This is a genomic window from Chromohalobacter moromii (genome assembly GCF_023091865.1).
GTDB classification, from domain to species: Bacteria; Pseudomonadota; Gammaproteobacteria; order Pseudomonadales; family Halomonadaceae; genus Chromohalobacter; species Chromohalobacter moromii.
This window is the reverse complement of sequence record NZ_JAHXDI010000004.1, coordinates 446,842-460,623: the sequence shown is the minus strand read 5'-3', so window position 1 is coordinate 460,623 and position 13,782 is coordinate 446,842. Positions and strand designations below refer to the sequence as shown.

Here is a 13,782-nt window from a genome sequence, read left to right as displayed (position 1 = left end):
TGCTTACTTTTCTCCTGCCATGGCCCGCCGCTGAGTCGCCTGGACGTCGTCGGTGGCGGCGTTGGCGAGCGTATCGGCCAGTTCGTTACCTTCGTGGCCACTGTGTCCTTTTACCCAATGCCATTCGATGCGATGGCGCTGGACTTCCTCAAGTAGTTCACGCCACAGTTCGGCGTTTTTTACCGGCTTCTTGGCAGCGGTCTTCCAGCCACGTTTGATCCAGCCATGGACCCACTGGGTAATGCCCTTTCGCAGATATTCGGAGTCGGTCCATAGCGCCACTTCGCAGGGACGCGTCAATATCCGCAGCGCCCGAATCGCGGCCGTCAGCTCCATGCGATTGTTGGTGGTCTCGGCCTCGCCGCCATTAAGTGTCTTCTCATGCTGGCCGTAACGCAGCACCGCACCCCAACCGCCGGGGCCGGGATTACCGCGACAGGCGCCGTCGGTATAAATGGTCACGTGAGGCATATCGCCCACGGTGGGAGTATCAGTCAACCTCGGCCATCCTATCGTCGTGGGCGTGCGTGGCGCGGCCCGAGCGCCCGCCATGATCGCGATGAAGCGCGGCGGGGCCGAGCCAGTTGCCCGCCATTGAATCTCGGCGCAGCAAGGTGCGCACCGGCTGTACAGGGATCTGCTTACGCCGGGCGACGATCAAATAACATCCCCCGAAGGGGAGGTTATAGCGTCGTCCCAAGGTTTCGAGTCCCAAGTTATGAATATGCCCGCCAGGCAGGCGAAAGCCGCAGTAGTCTACGCGGTCGATCTCGAAATCGACAAATGCCAGCCATTCCCGTAACCGGCCACTGCGCCGCCAACGCCCCTTGCAGGGCCAGCGACGCCGACTGGCAGGGGACAAGTGTCCCAGAGCATCGGCGCCGAAGGGATTCCACCCCATCATGACCAGCAATCCATCATCGCGCGTGACCCGTGCCGCTTCACGCACCAGATGATGCGCGTTGGGCATTACCTCCAACAGATGATGCACCAACACAAGATCGAGGCTTTCATCGGGAAGCGGCAAGGCGCTGGGATCGCATACCAGGGAGGCATCATCCTGAGCCAAGGCGCGCGTCGGCGACCAACTCATCGCATGGCGAATGGGGCACATATCGGTCAGCCGCGACGCCATACCGAGTTGCAGGCTGTGAGATCCGAAGCGCGACTCGCAAAGCGGCCCCAAGCACGCACGCTGCGCCTGCCATAACGCAACGCCATCCTCGGAGCCCCAGAAGCGGCGCCCCTCGCGGACGGCCTGCGCCAGCGTCATCGTCATATGTGAATTTGACACGACGGCCCATTCCCCCCAAGGTTGTCGCATTTTACGCTGCCGTCCGCCATCGTGCATGGCATGACGACAGGCGTGTTTCCGACGTTTGCCGAGGTCTAGCGTATTATGTTGACCGTGATTCCAATTCCCGCGTTCCAGGACAACTATATCTGGCTGCTCCGCCAGGATGCCAGCGATAAGGTGGCGATCGTCGATCCCGGCGACGCGCAACCCGTCATCGAATACTTGGAACGCGAAAACTTGAACTTGGTGGCAATTTTGGTCACCCACCATCATCACGATCACACGGGCGGTATCGAAACGCTGGTCAAACGCTACGGACCGCGCGTGATCGGCCCCGACAACTCGGCCATCCCCTCCGTTGATGAAGTCGTGGGCGATGACGACGAATGCCGCGTGCAGGGCCGGCGCTTCGAAGTCTTCGCGGTCCCCGGCCACACGCTCGATCATATCGCCTTCTACGCTCCCGGAACGCCGGGGCTGCTGTTTTGCGGCGACGTGATGTTCTCGGCCGGTTGCGGACGCTTGTTCGAAGGCTCGCCCGCGCAAATGCAGCGCTCACTCGAACGCCTCGCGGCATTGCCCGACGACACCATGGTGTTCGCGGGTCACGAATATACACTGGCCAACCTACGCTTCTCTCAGGCGGCCGAGCCCGACAACCCAACGCGGGACGCCTACCTCGAAGAATGCGAAAAAGCACGCCGGCTGGAGCGACCCACGCTGCCTACTAACATCGGCTCCGAGCGCCAGATCAATCCTTTCTTGCGCATCGACCAACCCGGCCTGCTCAGCGCAGTGGCCGAACAGGGTAATGCCGACGACGCCAGTAGCGCCTTCGCCACACTGCGCGAATGGAAAGACCGTTTCTAGCAATACCATGCCCAACTGACGTCATGCCCTCGAGAGGCTCGCTTCCCATGCACGTTCGATCGATCCGCCGCCAAGCGCTGAGCTTGGCGGGAGGTCTTTTTCTGATCCCTTTGTCGCTGCCCGCGCTAGCGACCACCGGCTCACCGACCGGCGACGACACGGTTGCATCAGCGCACCACGGGACCTTCTGGCAAGCGCTGGAGCTTCAAAGCGCCGCGCAAGCCGATGCCTGGACACGCCTTAAAAGCGGTTTCGGATTGCCCCACGACATCGAGAATCCGCGCGTCAAAGAGTGGCTCGACTACTTTTCCGCGCATCCCGAATATGTCTCGGCCATGGCCCAAAATGCGCGTCCTTGGCTGCGCTGGGTCACCCGTCAGCTCGAAGCACGCGACATGCCCACCGAACTGGCATTGCTGCCGTTCATCGAAAGCGCTTACGACCCCACTGCCGCCCATCCCGGCGGCGCTTCAGGACTATGGCAGTTCATGCCGGGCACTGGCGAGGCCATGGGCCTGACCGATACATGGTGGTATGACGGCCGTCGCGATGTCGTCGCCTCGACAGCCGCCGCTCTCGACTATCTGCAGACACTCGCCGACCAATGGTATGAGGGTAATCTCGAACTCGCCTTGGCGGCTTACAATGCTGGCGCGGGCACGGTCAATCGGGCGCGTGAGAGGGCCGCCGCCCAAGGCAAACCCATCGATTACTGGCACCTCTCGCTGCCCAATCAAACCATGGACTATGTGCCCAAGCTGCTGGCATTGGCCGCCGTGGTGTCCGACCCGCAGCGCTACGCGGTCACCCTGCCCGACATTCCCGATCGCCCCGCCATTACCCAGGTCAAAACCAAGGGCCAACTCGCACTGACCGATGCCGCGCAGCTCGCCGGCGTTAGCGAAGCGCGACTGCGCAAACTCAATCCAGCCTTTCGACGCGAGGCGACACGCCCCAGTCAAAACGCCAAGCTGGTGATTCCCGCCGATAGCCGCAAACGCTTTCTCGCCAAGCTCGACACGCTGCCTGCCGAGAAACGTCAGACCAAGGCGCATTACGTGGTCAAACGTGGCGACACCCTCTCAGGCATCGCCGCTCGTCATGACATTCCGCTCAGCGTGCTACGCCAACAGAACGCGCTCAGCGGCGATACGTTGCGCATAGGCCAGTCGCTGGTGGTCCCATCAACTGGCCATTCCCCCAGCCTGGCCAGTCACGGCACCACGCGCGAAGTCAAGGTCAAGCCGGGTGACAGCCTGTCGCGTATCGCAGCGCGCCATGACGTCAGCGTCGGCGATCTGGCACGCTGGAACCAGCTCGATAAAAGCGATTATCTGCAACCTGGGCAACGCCTGACCTTGCGCCAGGCTTCTCGCTGACCGCATTGAGCGATACCTCTACTCAGCGCGGCATCACTGGGGTAGGCTAGCGAGCGGGCCGGTGCTTCACCGGCCCTTGCGCATCTTGCTTCAAGGAATCGGTTGATGCCCTCGTTCGTTCTCACCTTGCTGTTGGGGTTCTGCCTATGGGCGATCAGCCTTGCAGCGCTGGCCGTGCCGACCGCCGACGTTCCAACCGTCGCGGGAATTTCGCTCTACGATGCCCCCTCGCTGCCCGATGACTTCTCGCACCTGCCCTATACCAATCCAGATGCGCCCAAGGGTGGCGAAATGCGGCGTGCCGCACAGGGTAGCTTCGATTCGACCAACCCTTTCATCATCCAAGGCAACCCAGCCGACGGCCTGAATCACGTCTACGACACCTTGATGGAGGCCAGCGCCGATGAGCCCTTCACCATGTATGGGCTACTGGCGGGCGGCATCCGCCTCGATCCCGACCGCCACTGGATGGAAATCGATCTACGCCCGGAAGCACGTTTCCACGACGGTCATCCCGTGACGGCAGAAGACGTCGTGTTCAGCTTTCGTCTGCTGCGCGACGAAGGGCAGCCTTTCTATCGCGCCTACTACGCCGATGTCGACAAGATCGAAGCACTGGATGACGACACCGTGCGTTTAGAATTCAGCGATAACAATTCGCGTGAGTTGCCATTGATCCTCGGCCAGCTTCCGGTGTTGCCCAAACACTATTGGGCCTCGCGCGACTTCACTGCACCGACGCTAGACAAGCCGCTGGGGTCCGGCCCCTATGCGGTCGAGAGCCTCTCGCCGGGGCGTCGCATCGTCTATCATCGTGTCGAGGATTACTGGGGGCGCGACCTGCCCATCAACCGCGGGCGGCACAATATCGACCGTCTGGTCTACGATTACTATCGGGATCAAACCGTGGCGCTGGAGGCCTTCAAGGCCGGCAACCTCGATCTGCGCCGCGAAAGTAGCGCCAAGAACTGGGCCACCGCTTACGATACCCCCGCTCGCAAGGAAGGCTTCATCAAGCGCATGGTCGTCCCTGACGCACAGCCCGCCGGGATGCAAGCCTTCGTCATGAACCTGCGGCGCGAGAAATTCCAGGACCGCCGCGTTCGCGAAGCGTTGACGCTGGCCACCGACTTCGACTGGCTCAACACGCACCTCTTCTACGGCGCGTACGAGGAAACCGATAGCTACTTCGAGAGTTCCGAGATGGAAGCCAATGGCCTGCCCAGCGACGCCGAACGCGTGTTACTCACGCCTTATCGCGATCGCCTGCCGCAGGAGGTCTTCGACACGCCCTTGCCCGCACCCCGGCCCGAGGGCTTGCGAGCACGCCTGAAAAAAGCGCTGGGGCTGCTGCGCGATGCCGGCTATGAGGTCCATGACGGCACCCTAATCAACAACGAGACCCAGCAGCCGCTGCGCCTCGAATTCCTGCTCTACGATACCCAGTTCGAACGCGTCACCCTGCCGCTGATTCAAAACCTCGAGCGCCTCGGCATCGAAGCCAGCCTGCGCGTGGTCGACGTCAATCAGTTCCTGACGCGTCAGCGCAACTTCGATTTCGACTTGATCCTCGGCAGTTTCCCGCAGTCCGCCAACCCAGGTAACGAACAGCGCGAATTCTGGACCAGCGACTACGCCGACGCACCGCGCAGCCGCAACTTGATCGGCTTGCAGAATCCCGCCATCGACGGCCTGGTCGACAGCCTGATTCGTGCCGACAGTCGGCAGGCACTGGACACCGCCGCGCGCGCCCTCGATCGGGTACTGCGCTGGGGTTTCTACGTCATTCCTCAGTGGCACCTCGATGGCACTCGCGTAGCGCTATGGGATAAGTTCGGCTATCCCCAACCATTCCCCGAATACACCTTCGATCTATCGAGCTGGTGGGTCGATCCACAGCGCGCGTCCCGTATAGAACAACGTCAACGCGGCGAACGCTAAGGACAGCATCGTGGCTCATTACATCCTACGTCGCCTGTTACTGATGATCCCTACACTGCTGGGCATCTTGCTGCTCAACTTCATGATCGTGCAGGTGGCGCCGGGCGGTCCTATCGATCAGATGCTGGCCCGCTTCGAAGGCATGGACAGCAACGCCAGCACGCGCCTGGAAAGCGGTGGCGAGACCTCCAGCGGCGACACCCGCAACGCGCGCGGCATCGACCCGCGCCTCGAAGCGGAGCTGGAAAAGCAATTCGGCTTCGATAAGCCGCCTGTGGAACGGTTTTTCGGCATGCTGGCCGATTACGCTACCTTCGATCTCGGCGATAGCTTCTTTCGCGGGCGGCCGGTGATCGATCTGATCGTCGAACGCCTACCGGTGTCGATCTCGCTGGGACTCTGGACGACGCTGCTGGTATATTCGATCTCGATACCACTCGGCATTCGTAAGGCCCTGCGCCACGGCTCGCGCTTCGATGTCTGGACCTCGGGCCTGATCATCGTGGGATATGCCGTGCCAGGATTCTTGTTCGCCATCTTCCTGATCGTGGTGTTCGCCGGCGGCAGCTACCTGGACTGGTTCCCGCTGCGCGGGCTGACCTCGCCCGACTTCGCCGATCTTTCCTGGTGGGGCAAGATCCAGGATTACTTCTGGCACATCGCGCTGCCGGTGCTAGCCTCGGCCATCGGCAGTTTCGCCACGCTCACCATGCTGACCAAGAACAGCTTCCTCGACGAGATCCACAAACAATACGTGCTCACCGCGCGTGCCAAGGGCGCTAGTGAGGGTCTCGTGCTCTATGGACACGTGTTCCGCAATGCCATGCTGATCATCATCGCAGGACTGCCTTCGGCACTGGTGGGCATCTTCTTCACTGGGTCGCTGCTGATCGAGGTGATCTTCTCGCTCGACGGCCTCGGACTTCTCGGCTTCGAGGCCGTCATGCAGCGCGATTATCCGGTCATTTTCGGCACCCTGTATCTCTACACATTGATCGGCTTGGTGCTCAAGCTGATCTCGGATCTCACCTACGTGTGGGTCGACCCTCGCATCGACTTCGCGACGCGGGAGGCATGATGACACTTCGCAAGCGCGCGCAACCGTCTCCCATCGCCCGTCGCCGCTGGCAAATCTTTCGCAGCAATCGGCGCGCTTGGTGGTCGCTGTGGGCCTTCGCCCTGCTGTTGATCGTCAGCCTGGGCGCGGAATTGGTCGCCAACGACAAGCCCATCGTCATGCACTACCAGGGCCAGTGGTACGCCCCGGTGATCTTCGATTACCCCGAAACCGAGTTCGGCGGTTTTCTCCCCACGACAGCCGACTACCGCGACCCCGCCGTGCGCGAAAACATCGCCGCACAGGGCTGGATGCTATGGCCGGCCGTGCCCTTCTCCTACGACACGCTGGATCGCGAGCTGACGGGGCCTGCACCCTCACCGCCCTCGGCACGCCACTGGCTGGGAACCGACGACCACGGCCGCGACGTCTTCGCCCGCGTAATCTACGGCTTTCGTTTGTCGGTGGTCTTCGCCGTGGTACTGACGCTGGGCTCCATGGCACTGGGGGTCCTGTTCGGCGGCGTGCAAGGCTACTTCGGTGGCAAGGTCGACTTGATCGGCCAGCGCATCATCGAGATTTGGTCGGGCATGCCAGTGCTATTCCTGCTGATCATCCTCGCCAGCCTAGTGCAGCCCAACCTGTGGTGGCTGCTGGGCATCATGCTGCTGTTTTCATGGCTGGGCCTGGTCGACATCGTGCGCGCCGAATTCCTGCGCGCACGCAATCTCGAGTACGTGCGCGCGGCACGCGCCATGGGATTGCCCTCGCGCCTGATCATGTGGCGCCATGTGCTGCCCAACGCCATGGTCGCCACCCTGACCTTCATCCCGTTTCTATTCACCGGCGCAATCACCACGCTCACCGCGCTGGATTTCCTGGGCTTCGGCCTGCCGCCAGGCTCGCCCTCCTTGGGTGAACTCGTCGCCCAGGGCAAGAACAACCTGCAGGCGCCCTGGCTTGGCATCACAGCCTTCCTGAGCCTCGGGATCATGCTTTCGCTATTGGTCTTCATCGGCGAAGGGCTACGTGATGCCTTCGATCCGCGCCACGTGCCCAGCACCACCACGTCGACCTCCGCCGATAACGACGCTCTACCCGGGAGAACCGCGCATGGCCACTGACGACGTCGTATTCGAACTCAATGCCCTGCGCATCGCCTTCGGCGACATGCGCGTCGTCGAGGACCTGTCACTCACCATACGCCGTGGTGAAACCGCCGCACTGGTCGGTGAATCGGGCTCCGGCAAGTCGGTATCCGCCCTTGGCGCCCTCGACCTGCTGCCGCCTGGCGCGCGCGTCGAGGGCGGACGCTGGCTCTGCGGACAGTCCCTCGAAGGCCTATCACCGAAGCGCTGGAATACGCTACGCGGCGGTCAAGTCGGTTTCGTGTTCCAAGAGCCCACGACCTCGCTCAACCCCTTGCACACGGTCGGCAAGCAGCTCGGTGAAACGCTGCGCCTTCATCAAGGATTGCGTGGTCGCGCCGCCCGCCAGCGCGCTCGGGAATTGCTGGTGGAAGTACAGTTGCCGCGCCCCGATGAAATGCTCGAGGCGCATCCCCATCAGCTTTCGGGCGGTCAACGCCAGCGCGTGGTGATCGCCATGGCCATCGCCAACGCGCCACGACTTCTCATCGCCGACGAGCCCACCACAGCGTTGGACGTCACCGTACAGCAGGAAATCCTGGCCTTGCTGGCGCGGCTGCGCGACGCCAATGGTATGGCCATGCTGTTCATCACCCACGACCTCAACCTGGTGCGCCGGCATGCCGACAGCGTGCATGTCATGCAGCATGGACGGCTCGTCGAAAGTGGCAGCGTCACACGCGTCTTCGATGCCCCTCGCGCGCCCTATACTCAACACCTGCTCGCCGCCAACCCGGAAGGCCACGCCGCGCCGCTGCCGGCGACCCGCACGATGCTGCTCGAGGCACGTCGACTCGGCGTCTCCTTCGCGCGGAGCAAATCCTGGTTCGGGCGCCGTCCCGCCCCGTTCGTGGCCGTCCAGTCGCTGGATATCACCCTGGCGCGTGGCGAGACACTAGGCTTGGTCGGGGAATCCGGCTCCGGCAAGACCACCCTGGCGTTAGCGCTTCTACGCCTGACCGCCGCCGATGGTGAGATCCTCTTCGATGGCGAACGCCTGGATGCGTTGCGAGGCAACGCGCTCCGTCGTCGGCGGCGACGCTTCCAAGTCGTCTTCCAGGACCCATACGGCTCGCTCTCGCCACGCATGCCGGTCATGGATATCGTCAGCGAAGGGCTACGCTTCCATCACCCAGCTCTCAGCGACGAGGAGATCGAGCAGCGGGTCGCCACCACCCTCGAAGAAGTCGGCCTGCCGGCGAATTGCGCAGCGCGCTATCCGCATGAATTCTCGGGTGGCCAGCGCCAGCGTATCGCCGTGGCGCGCGCCGTCATTCTCGAACCCGATCTCATCGTGCTCGACGAACCAACCTCCGCGCTCGACCGCAGCGTGCAGAAGCAGCTCATCGCTTTGCTGCGCGGCCTGCAAGCACGACGCGGACTGAGTTACCTATTCATCAGCCATGATCTCGCCGTCGTACGCGCCATGGCGCACCGCATCGTGGTGCTTAAAGACGGCGAGATCGTCGAGCAAGGCGACTGCGAAACGCTACTCAACCAACCTCGAGAAGCGTATACCAAGCGCCTTCTCGAGGCCTCTGGATTGCATTTCGGCACCTGACGAACTTTCTATGGTGCTTTATGACGGCGGCGTCAGGTTAATGAGCGATAAGCGTGCAGAAAAGATAACGGTATAAACTAGATGGAAGCGATTTCCGCCTCGGTCAGTTCTCGCCACTCTCCCGGCGCTAGTGCTGAGTCGAGGACGATATCGCCGATCCGTTCGCGGTGCAGTGCCACGACCTCGTTACCCAGCGCCGCGAACATGCGCTTTATCTGATGGTAGCGCCCCTCCTGGATGACCAGACGCGCCTGAACGAATTCGTCTTCGTCCCGCGTCGGTAGACGCTCGAGGCGCGCGGGCAATGTCGGTTTGTCTTCCTTTTCCAGCATCAACCCGGCTGCCAGACGATCTTCCGCATCCTCCATCAGTGGCTGGGCCAGCGTCACGAGGTAATGCTTGTCGCAGCGCCGTTTGGGGGATGTCAGTCGATGCGACCATTGGCCATCCTCGGTGATCAGCACGAGCCCGGTGGTGTCCACGTCCAAACGCCCTGCGATGTGCAGGCGCTCGCGCTTGGTGACATCCAGCAGTTCGACCGCCGAAGGATAGCGCCCCGGCCGTGTCGTACACTCATAGCCCGTGGGCTTGTTGAGCATCAGATACCGCACGCCGACCAGGGCCAAGGGCGCCCCCATCCAGCGCACGTCCTGCTCTTCACCGAGTTTGAAGGCGGCATTTTTGATCACGTCACCGTCCACCTCAACCTCGCCGCGGTGCAGGGCTTTCTTGGCTAGCGAGCGCGTCAGCTCGGTACTTTCACTTAAAAAACGGTCGAGACGCATGCAGGCAATTCACTCCTCGACCTGGAAACGATCGGCATCCATCCAGGCCGGAAATTTGTCACGGAACGCACTCAGCGCCTGGCGATCCAGGTGGCCGGTACGCATGAAGGGTACGTCGCGCGGCTCGTCGATCACGGGCTCACCCTTGAAGTCGACGAGCATCGAGTCGCCCGCGTATGCCAGCCCCTTGGCGTCTTCTCCTACACGGTTGACGCCGATCACATAACAGAGATTTTCGACGGCACGTGCCTGTAGCAGGGTCCGCCAAGGCTGACGACGAGGCGCGGGCCAGTTGGCAACGCACAGCAGCGCATCATACTCGAAATGCTCGCCCGATGCGGGCTGCTGACGCAGCCATACGGGGAATCGCAAGTCATAGCAGACACTCAACAGGATTCTAAATCCCTTGAGCTCTACGATGACGCGCTCACTGCCCATGCCATAGCGCTCATGTTCGCCGGCCATGCGGAACAGGTGGCGCTTGTCGTAATGCGTGATATGGCCATCCGGGCGCGCCCAGACGAGACGATTGAAGTACTCGCCGTCTTCGACCACGGCCACGCTACCAGTCACCACGCAGCCACGCTGGCGGGCTTGTTCGACCATCCAACCGACGGTAGCGCTTTGCGCCATGGGCTCGGCCATTTCGCGGGAGTTCATGGTGAACCCCGTGGCGAACATTTCTGGCAGTACGATCAAGTCCGTATCGTCCGCTGAGAGCGTACCCAGGCGTTCCTCGAGCAAGCGGCAATTGGCTTGGGGGTCTTCCCAGCGCAGGTCGGCCTGCACCAGGGTCGTACGTAATTCGCTCATCACACACCTCCCAGTTTGGGGATTCAGTCTGAAGGTCAGCTCAGGGCGGCGGCAAGTCCCTTTCGTCCATGTTAGATTAGCGCTCGCCTGTTCGGTTTTGTCGCCCCATGCTGAGGTCCCCATGGCTCGAGAGAGTGCCCAAGAGAGCGCTAAAGAAAGTACTAAACAAAGTGCCCCGCAGGACACGTCTTCCCCATCGACGGCCGCCGCCGATAAAGACGCCGCCAAGGGCGTAATGTTCGGCTTGATCGCCTATACGCTATGGGGATGCTTTCCGCTTTTTTTCTCACTTTTCGAGGGCGTACCCGCCTGGGAGATTCTTACTCACCGCATCCTTTGGGCATGTCTCTTTCTAGCCCTCGTGGTCACCCTCCTGGGGCGTTGGCAACCCGTCAGGACCGCCTTGCGCGCACCGCGCCTGCTAGTGCGAGTACTCGGTTGCGCCTTGCTCATCGGTTTCAACTGGGGGCTCTACATCTACGCGGTGGAAACCCACCACGTCCTCCAGGCCAGCCTCGGTTATTTCATGACACCACTGATCAACGTGGCGCTGGGCATGCTGGTATTGCGGGAACGCATGTCACGCCTCCAAGGCGCCGCAGTGGCCATCGCCATCGTCGCCATCGGCGTTCAACTGGTGGGGCTCGGCGGCCTGCCGTGGATCAGCATTTTTCTTGCTCTCAGCTTCGGCACTTATGGCCTGTTGCGCAAGCAGATCAGCCTGGATGGCCTTTCGGGGCTGTTTGTCGAGACACTGATACTGTTGCCCCTCGGCTTACTTGCCGTGGCCTGGTTCGAGATGGCCGGTCTATCCCATTTTGGTGGCACCGTCCACAACACCACGCTGCTGATCGCGAGTGGTGCCCTGACGGCCTTGCCGTTGCTGGCCTTCGCCGGGGCCGCACGCCGACTGCGTCTGTCGACAGTCGGATTCTTGATGTACATCAACCCCACTCTGCAATTTTTGATCGCACTGCTGATCTTTCGCGAGCCTTTAGGCACCCTGCAACTCATTACTTTCGTGCTCATCTGGTTCGGGCTAGCACTGTATTCGCTTTCCGCTTGGCAAGGCAGGTATGCTGGCGCCAAGTAAGACAAGCGTCACGGCACCGACATCGTCTAGAGTGAGTGCATGACCGCCACGACGTGTCGCGCGGCGGCCGACTGGCCCGAGGAAACACGCCTTCATGACGACGCACCTAGTGCTGGTGGGCGCCGGTCACGCGCATCTCCACCTGCTGAAACACGCTACCGCATTACGTCGCGCCGGCTATCGCATCACGCTCGTGGCGCCCACGCGCTTCTGGTATTCGGGTATGGCCGCACGATTGCTTGGCGGCGCGCCGCGCGATGCCTGCAGCCTCGACATCGCCGCCCTCTCCGCACGCCATGGCATCGAGCATGTCACAGCGCCTTTCGTGGCACTCGACGTGCACACCAAACATGTCTTCCTGGCCGACGGTCATCACATCGCCTTCGACGTCCTCTCTCTCAATGTGGGCAGCGACGTCGTCCCGCCGACGCCGACCGGCGCGACCGTGCCGGCTTGGGGAGAAGCACGCTACTGGCACGTCAAGCCCATCGAGCGTCTCGACGCACTGCGCCAGCATGTACTCGATGCCGCCCAGCAGCACCGAACTTTGCATATGGTCGTGGTCGGCGGCGGGCCTTCCGGCGTGGAAATGGCCGCCAATTTGGCAGGACTGAGCCAGCACCTAAGGGCCAACAACGATATTCGCCTTGTCACGCGCCATGCACGCCTCTTGTCCGGCGCACCACCTACCGCGTCTCTATGGGCCAGCCGTCAACTCTCGCGACTGGGCGTCCACTGGCATTCCGACGTCGCGCTCGATGGCGGCGCCGGATGGCTCGATACCCTCGATGTCTCACCCGACGACATCATCCTCGCCACGGGATTGCGACCCGCGTACTGCGTCGCCGACCTGCCACTAGCTCTCGACGACAACGGCATACGCATCAAGGCAACGCTTCAAAGCGAGGAACACGCGACGATCTTCGCCGTCGGTGACTGCGCCTCGCTGATCGATCACAGCCTTCCCAAGCGCGGTATCGAAGGCGTCCGCCAAGGCCCCGTGCTACTGAAGAATTTGATTGCCCTGCAGAATGGCACCCCACTGAGTGACTATCATCCACCGGCAACGGCACTGGCCATCGTGGACATGCACGACAAGGGATTGGCACTTTACGGAGAACACTGGCGAGGGGGTCGCTTGGCCTTGCGGCTCAAGCGCTATATCGATGCGCGCTTCTTGCAGCGTTACCGCTAGATAAGGTGTTGTAGCGTTATCGATAGGGAGGCAGCGACTCGCAGAAAAGCCAAGACGCATCGCACCGCCGGGGATGACGGTGCCTGAATGACACGCTAATGCGTCACACCTGCATATTCATGACATCCTTATAGGCAGTAACCACGCGATCGCGTACTTGCTTGCCCATCTCGAAGGCGATGCTGCCCTTTTGCATATCGACCATTACATCGTTGAGCTCCACGCCCGGCGCCCCCGCCTCAAAAGCTTCTGCCTGCGCATTGGCGGTTTGTTGCAAATGATTGATACGTGAAATCGCGCTATGCAATTCGCCGGTAAAACCACCGCCGCCGACCGACGTATTGACCTGGCTCCCAGGCGTCTGGCTCGCCTGATTGGCCATGGACTGCATTTGCTGAAGCGCCTGTGAAATGGCAGGTGCACTCATGAATTTTCTCCGCCGATCGAACAGCTCTGGAATACGTTGCTGAACCTTATCAGCAACCTGGCCTGCCTCATATCTGCAATTGGGACCTAAAACATCGGCTTTTCCACCCTTTAGGGTTTTCTTAGCTACACATAATGGCGGTCATCAAACATACGTCTCGTGACGGTATCGATCGCACCGTCACGAGACGTCAAACGATGCGCAGAATTTTGGAGT

Annotated in this window: 13 protein-coding genes; 8 read left to right on the top strand and 5 right to left on the bottom strand. The window is 61.5% G+C overall.

Features of this window, described 5'->3' with window-relative positions; all coding sequences use genetic code 11:
* Positions 1 to 3 precede the first annotated feature (3 nt).
* Both rnhA and KZO83_RS15115 read right to left on the bottom strand, forming a co-directional pair.
* Positions 4 to 471 carry a ribonuclease HI gene (rnhA, locus tag KZO83_RS15120; protein ID WP_075369338.1) on the bottom strand — a complete coding sequence of 156 codons (468 nt, stop codon included), beginning with the start codon at positions 469 to 471 and terminating at the stop codon, positions 4 to 6.
* A gap of 19 nt (positions 472 to 490) precedes the next feature.
* Positions 491 to 1,294: a methyltransferase domain-containing protein gene (locus KZO83_RS15115; RefSeq protein ID WP_247621353.1), complete on the bottom strand. Its 804-nt coding sequence runs from the start codon at positions 1,292 to 1,294 to the stop codon at positions 491 to 493.
* A 105-nt stretch (positions 1,295 to 1,399) separates the two neighbouring features.
* Between KZO83_RS15115 and gloB the strand changes: the two genes are divergently transcribed.
* From gloB to KZO83_RS15085, 6 genes are all read left to right on the top strand, one after another.
* Positions 1,400 to 2,167 (top strand): hydroxyacylglutathione hydrolase, encoded by a 768-nt coding sequence (gene gloB / locus KZO83_RS15110; protein WP_178998790.1) that lies wholly within the window; start codon positions 1,400 to 1,402, stop codon positions 2,165 to 2,167.
* 47 nt (positions 2,168 to 2,214) lie between these two features.
* A complete protein-coding gene (locus tag KZO83_RS15105; RefSeq protein WP_247621352.1) occupies positions 2,215 to 3,546 on the top strand; it encodes a LysM peptidoglycan-binding domain-containing protein in 1,332 nt (443 codons plus the stop codon).
* 105 nt (positions 3,547 to 3,651) lie between these two features.
* Positions 3,652 to 5,487, top strand: coding sequence for an extracellular solute-binding protein (locus tag KZO83_RS15100; RefSeq protein WP_247621351.1), 1,836 nt, complete (start codon positions 3,652 to 3,654; stop codon positions 5,485 to 5,487).
* Positions 5,488 to 5,497: 10 nt separating this feature from the next.
* Positions 5,498 to 6,565: a microcin C ABC transporter permease YejB gene (locus KZO83_RS15095; protein WP_247621350.1), complete on the top strand. Its 1,068-nt coding sequence runs from the start codon at positions 5,498 to 5,500 to the stop codon at positions 6,563 to 6,565.
* On the top strand, positions 6,565 to 7,668 hold the full coding sequence (locus tag KZO83_RS15090; RefSeq protein WP_247621349.1) for an ABC transporter permease: 1,104 nt from the start codon (positions 6,565 to 6,567) through the stop codon (positions 7,666 to 7,668). The genes KZO83_RS15095 and KZO83_RS15090 overlap by 1 nt, the downstream gene beginning before the upstream one ends.
* A complete protein-coding gene (locus tag KZO83_RS15085; RefSeq protein WP_247621348.1) occupies positions 7,658 to 9,253 on the top strand; it encodes an ABC transporter ATP-binding protein in 1,596 nt (531 codons plus the stop codon). The genes KZO83_RS15090 and KZO83_RS15085 overlap by 11 nt, the downstream gene beginning before the upstream one ends.
* Positions 9,254 to 9,330: 77 nt before the next feature.
* Here the strand turns inward: KZO83_RS15085 and rsuA are convergent, their stop codons facing one another.
* Positions 9,331 to 10,038 carry a 16S rRNA pseudouridine(516) synthase RsuA gene (rsuA, locus tag KZO83_RS15080; protein ID WP_247621347.1) on the bottom strand — a complete coding sequence of 236 codons (708 nt, stop codon included), beginning with the start codon at positions 10,036 to 10,038 and terminating at the stop codon, positions 9,331 to 9,333.
* A gap of 9 nt (positions 10,039 to 10,047) precedes the next feature.
* The gene (locus tag KZO83_RS15075) at positions 10,048 to 10,851 is read right to left on the bottom strand and encodes an amidohydrolase (RefSeq protein ID WP_247621346.1); all 804 of its coding nucleotides are present in this window, start codon (positions 10,849 to 10,851) and stop codon (positions 10,048 to 10,050) included.
* Between the two features lie 235 nt (positions 10,852 to 11,086).
* Here KZO83_RS15075 and rarD point away from each other — a divergent pair, with 235 nt between their 5' ends.
* A complete protein-coding gene (gene rarD / locus KZO83_RS15070; RefSeq protein ID WP_247621430.1) occupies positions 11,087 to 11,944 on the top strand; it encodes an EamA family transporter RarD in 858 nt (285 codons plus the stop codon).
* Positions 11,945 to 12,038: 94 nt separating this feature from the next.
* Entirely contained in the window at positions 12,039 to 13,139 is a 1,101-nt protein-coding gene (locus KZO83_RS15065) for an NAD(P)/FAD-dependent oxidoreductase (RefSeq protein ID WP_247621345.1), read from the top strand.
* 103 nt (positions 13,140 to 13,242) lie between these two features.
* Here the strand turns inward: KZO83_RS15065 and fliE are convergent, their stop codons facing one another.
* On the bottom strand, positions 13,243 to 13,566 hold the full coding sequence (gene fliE, locus KZO83_RS15060) for a flagellar hook-basal body complex protein FliE (RefSeq protein WP_178998800.1): 324 nt from the start codon (positions 13,564 to 13,566) through the stop codon (positions 13,243 to 13,245).
* Positions 13,567 to 13,782: the final 216 nt, after the last annotated feature.